This is a genomic window from Terriglobales bacterium (assembly GCA_035937135.1).
In the GTDB taxonomy this organism is placed as follows: Bacteria; Acidobacteriota; Terriglobia; order Terriglobales; family Acidobacteriaceae; genus DASYVL01.
The window spans coordinates 1-4,582 of sequence record DASYVL010000175.1; the positions used below are offsets into that span (position 1 = coordinate 1).

Genomic DNA, 4,582 nt, shown 5'->3' on the forward strand with positions numbered 1-4,582 from the left:
TCTTTCAGGCGATCGCTGGCGTGGACGGAAGAGCTGGTGGTTTCCAGATCCAACTTCCGAGTTTCCGCAGCTGGCAAGGCAGAGCCGCCATTTTCCGGCAGCATGGAAGGCGTGACGGGACGCAGTCCTTCAAAGAGCGACTGCTGCTGTCCGGTGAGGAAGCGCAGGTGCAGCCAGCGGAAGATGTAGTCCATGATGGACTTGGCGTGGCCGATATCGGGATTGGTGCTCCAGCCGGAGGGCTCGAAGCGGGTGTGCGAGAACTTCTCGCACAGCAGCTTCAGGGGGACGCCGTGCTGCAGGGCGAGGGAGGCGGCGCAGGCGAAGCTATCCACCAGGCCACTGACGGTGGAACCTTCCTTGGCCATGGTGATGAAGAGCTCGCCGGGCTCGCCGTTCTTGTAGAGCCCGACGGTGATGTAGCCGTCGTGGCCGCCCACGTTGAACTTGTGGGTGACGGAGAGGCGCTCGTCCGCCAGCTTGTGGCGGATGGCGCGGGGCGGAGCGTCCAGGTTCTGCTCCAGCGCAGCCGGGGACGGCCGTGCCACACGGTCCGTGCTGGAGGATTTCGCCGTCGCGGTGCCGGCGGCGGAGAGTGGCTGCGACTTCTTGCAGCCGTCACGGTAGACGGCCACGGCCTTGATGCCCTGCTTCCAGGCTTCGATGTATGCCTCGGAGATGTCCTCAACCGTCGCATTCTCCGGCAGGTTCACGGTCTTCGAAATGGCGCCGGAGATGAAGGGCTGCGTTGCGGCCATCATGCGCAGGTGGCCCAGGTAGTGGATGGAGCGCGTGCCCTTGGCGGGCTTGAACGAGCAGTCGAAGACGGGCAAGTGCTCGGCCTTGACGTGGGGCGCGCCCTCGATGGTTCCGGTGGCGTCAATGAAGCTGACGATGGCGCTCGCCTGGTCGCTGGTGTAGCCCAGCTTGAACAGGGCCGAGGGCACGGTGTTGTTCACGATCTTGATCATGCCGCCGCCCACCAGCTTCTTGTACTTCACCAGCGCCAGGTCGGGCTCGATGCCGGTAGTGTCGCAGTCCATCATGAAGCCGATGGTGCCGGTGGGCGCGAGCACCGTGACCTGGGAGTTGCGGTAGCCGTGCTTCTCGCCGTGGGCGAGGGCGTCGTCCCAGCACTGCCGGGAGGCTTCGTAGACCCCGGCGGGCACGTGGGCGTGGTCAATTCTGTTGACCGAGGCGCGGTGCATGCGGATGACGTCCAGAAACGGCTCGCGGTTGACGTAGAAGCCGGGGCAGGCGGCGCCCCCGTCCTTGCCCAGCTCGGAGCGCTTGGCGGCGGTGAGTTCGGTGGCGGGCTCGATGGGCGGGCAGAGTTCGGCGATGCGCGCCGATTGCAGATAGCTCTCGCCGCACATGATGGCGGTGACGCAGGCGGCGTAGTCGCGTCCGGCATCGGAGTCGTAGGGCAGCCCGGCGGCCATCAGCAGCGCGCCCAGGTTGGCGTAGCCCAGGCCCAGCGGCCGGTAGTCGTGCGAGTTGCGCGCGATGGATTCGGTGGGATAACTGGCGTTGTCCACCAGGATCTCCTGCGCCGTGATCAGGATGTCCACGGCGTAGCGGTAGGCGGCGACGTCGAAGGTCCCGTTGGGCGCGAACTTCAGCAGGTTGAGCGAGGCCAGGTTGCAGGCCGAGTCGTCCAGGAACATGTATTCCGAGCAGGGGTTCGAAGCGTTGATGCGGTCCGTGTTCTTGGAGGTGTGCCAGCGGTTGACGGTGGTGTCGTACTGCATGCCGGGATCACCGCACTGCCAGGTGGCTTGCGCGATCTTGCGCATCAGGTCGCGGGCCTTGTAGGTGTTGACGGCGCGGTCGGGATGCAGCACGGAGCGGGTGGAGAAATCGGCGTCGCCCTCCACCGCCTGCATGAACTCGTCGGTCACGCGGACGGAGTTGTTGGCGTTCTGGAAGAAGATGGAAGAATAGGCTTCGGAGTCGGGGGAGGAGCCGTCGTACCCGGATTGCACCAGAGTCCAGGCCTTGGCCTCTTCGCGGGCCTTGCACTCGATGAAGTCCACGATGTCCGGGTGGTCCACGTTGAGGATCACCATCTTGGCGGCCCGGCGGGTCTTGCCGCCGGACTTGATGACGCCGGCAAAGGCGTCGAAGCCCTTCATGAAGCTGAGCGGCCCCGAGGCGATGCCTCCGCCCGAGAGTCCTTCGATGGAAGAGCGCAGCGGGGAGAGGTTCGTTCCCGTCCCCGAACCCCACTTGAAGAGCATGCCCTCGGTCTTGGCCAGGGTGAGGATGGAGTCGAGCGAATCCTTGATGGAGTTGATGAAGCAGGCGGAGCACTGCGGGTAGCGGTAGCCGGTGCGGCCGAACTCGACGCGGGCGAGCTGCGGGCTCCAGTGCCAGTTCTGGGCGTCGGAGTTGGGCTCGATGCGGTCGCAGCCCACGTTGAACCACACCGGCGAGTTGAACGCCGCCTTCTGCTGCACCAGGATGTGCACCAACTCGTCGTGGAAGGTCTGGCCGTCGTCGGCGCTGCGGAAGTAGCCCTGGGCCTGTCCCCAGTCGCGGATGGTCTCGGCCACGCGGGTGATGAGCGCGCGCACACCGTTCTCGCGCTCCGGGGCGCCCAGCTTGCCGTGCAGATACTTCGAGGCCACGATGTTGGTGGCGGTCATGGACCAGTCCTTGGGGACCTCGACGTCCAGCTGCTCGAAGATGCTGTTGCCTTGGGAATCGGAGATGGACGCGGTGCGGCGCTCCCACTCGACTTCGCTGTAGGGCGAGACGTCCGCCTTGGTGAAATATCGCTTGAAGGTCAGCCCGGGAGCCGCTTTGCGCTTCTCCGGCGCCGCTTGCGCCTCGACTTTGGCGGCCGTCTTGGGGGTAGTTTCATTCTTTTGGGTCACATCAGACATCTGGGGTCTCCTCGGTGCAGTTCCCATCTCTCGGTTCTCCTCTTTCTCGCTTCTAGAAGCCGGCGGGGAGCGGCGCTGGCCGCAGGTCCCGCGGGGCAAGATCTTGATTGCTGTGCGCGGCCGGCGCGGCGGGGGCCGGAACGTCGATGGCCTCCGACTGCGTCGCCAGCCATTGCTGCATCGCGGCGGCTACCGCCTGCCGTTCGCCCGCCTCGGCGATCACGGCGTAGCGCACGTAGCAGCGCGCCGCGCTTAGACGCTGGTGATAGATGCTGTCCACAGCGAACAGGCGGCTCAGGGAGCGGGCTAGGTCGTCCGCAGCGCCCACTTCCAGGATCGCCAGCATGCGCTTGGTCTGCGCCACGCCGTCGCCGGCGGGGACGACCTCTTCCGCCAGGGCGAAGACTCCCGGCTGCTGCGGCACCAGCAGCAGGCTGAAACTGGACTCGCACGCCGACCACTTCGACCACTTCACCTGCGACGAATTCGCGATACCGTCCATCGTCTCCTCCGCTCAGGTTGAAATTGCGTTAAGGACAAGAAGAACCGCCCCGCCAAAGCGTCTTCTATAAGACGCAGGCAGAAGAGCCTCGATTCCGCTTGTCAGGTTCACCTCCGGCCGCTGGCATGCACCCCGGATCGGAGGTAAATAGCCACCGCAAGTTCGCGTTTCCGGGCGGTCACCTCGGCCGCCGCGGTCCTGCTGTGGGATGGGACAATACGCCCGCATATGGGGCCTGTCAAGGGGATAACACCATATATTGTACTTTTTCCCTTGACCGGGCTGGTTCCTTCCCCTTAGCGCACGGGCAACTATCCCGAGGGTCTTCCCATCTTGAGCCCATCTTGAGCTTGGCTGGTGGTTCCGGCTGGCGCGAACAGCTATGCAAGAAATCTACGCGGCGGAGGGCATGCGGTCAATGCCGGTTTTTGGTGCAATGCCTTCCGTTCGCGGTATTCGTGGGTTCGTCGCCGGGAAAGAACCGCGGGAAAAGCTGCTATCGTTACTACCGTGAGCGAGGCTGCCAAAAAACGCGTCCTCCTGCTGACCACGACCACGGGATACCAGACGCGGGCGTTCGTGGAGGCGGCGGAGCGCATGGGGCTGGAGGTCGCCTTCGGCAGCGACCGCTGCCATGTGCTCGACGATCCCTGGCAGGACGGCGCGCTGGCGCTGCACTTCGAGGACGCGGTGGGCTCGGCCTGGACCATCGTCGAGTACGCGCGCACCCAGCCGGTGAGCGCCATCGTCGCCCTGGGCGACCGGCCCACTCCCACCGCCGCGCGCGCCTGCCGGGCGCTGGGGCTGGCGCATCATCCGCCGGAGGCGACCGAGGTCTGCCGCGACAAGTATCGCTCGCGAGAGCGGCTGCGCGATGCCGGCCTGCGCGTCCCTGCCTTCTCGCCCTTCCCGCTCACGGCGGACCCGCGCAAGATCTTCTCCGCGGGAGAACATCGAGTTGGCTTTCCCTGCGTGCTCAAGCCGCTGGCGCTCTCCGGCAGCCGCGGCGTCATCCGCGCCGACGACCCGGAAGAGGCGGTGCGCGCCTTCGAGCGCATCCGCACCCTGCTGCGCTCCCCCGAAGTGGGCGTGCTGCGCGAGGAGACCAGCAATTCCATCCAGGTGGAAGCGTACGTCGAGGGCGACGAGATCGCCATCGAGGCTCTAATGGAGGACGGGCGGCTGCAGGTGC

3 protein-coding genes are annotated in these 4,582 nt (G+C 65.7%); 1 reads left to right on the forward strand and 2 read right to left on the reverse strand.

Annotated features, from left to right (window positions below):
• Nucleotides 1-2,888 (reverse strand): vitamin B12-dependent ribonucleotide reductase (locus VGQ94_10135; protein ID HEV2022871.1); only part of this gene is annotated, 2,888 nt, incomplete at its 3' end.
• A 52-nt stretch (nucleotides 2,889-2,940) separates the two neighbouring features.
• On the reverse strand, nucleotides 2,941-3,390 hold the full coding sequence (locus VGQ94_10140; protein HEV2022872.1) for a hypothetical protein: 450 nt from the start codon (nucleotides 3,388-3,390) through the stop codon (nucleotides 2,941-2,943).
• Nucleotides 3,391-3,900: 510 nt separating this feature from the next.
• Here VGQ94_10140 and VGQ94_10145 point away from each other — a divergent pair.
• Nucleotides 3,901-4,582 (forward strand): ATP-grasp domain-containing protein (locus tag VGQ94_10145; protein HEV2022873.1); only part of this gene is annotated, 682 nt, incomplete at its 3' end.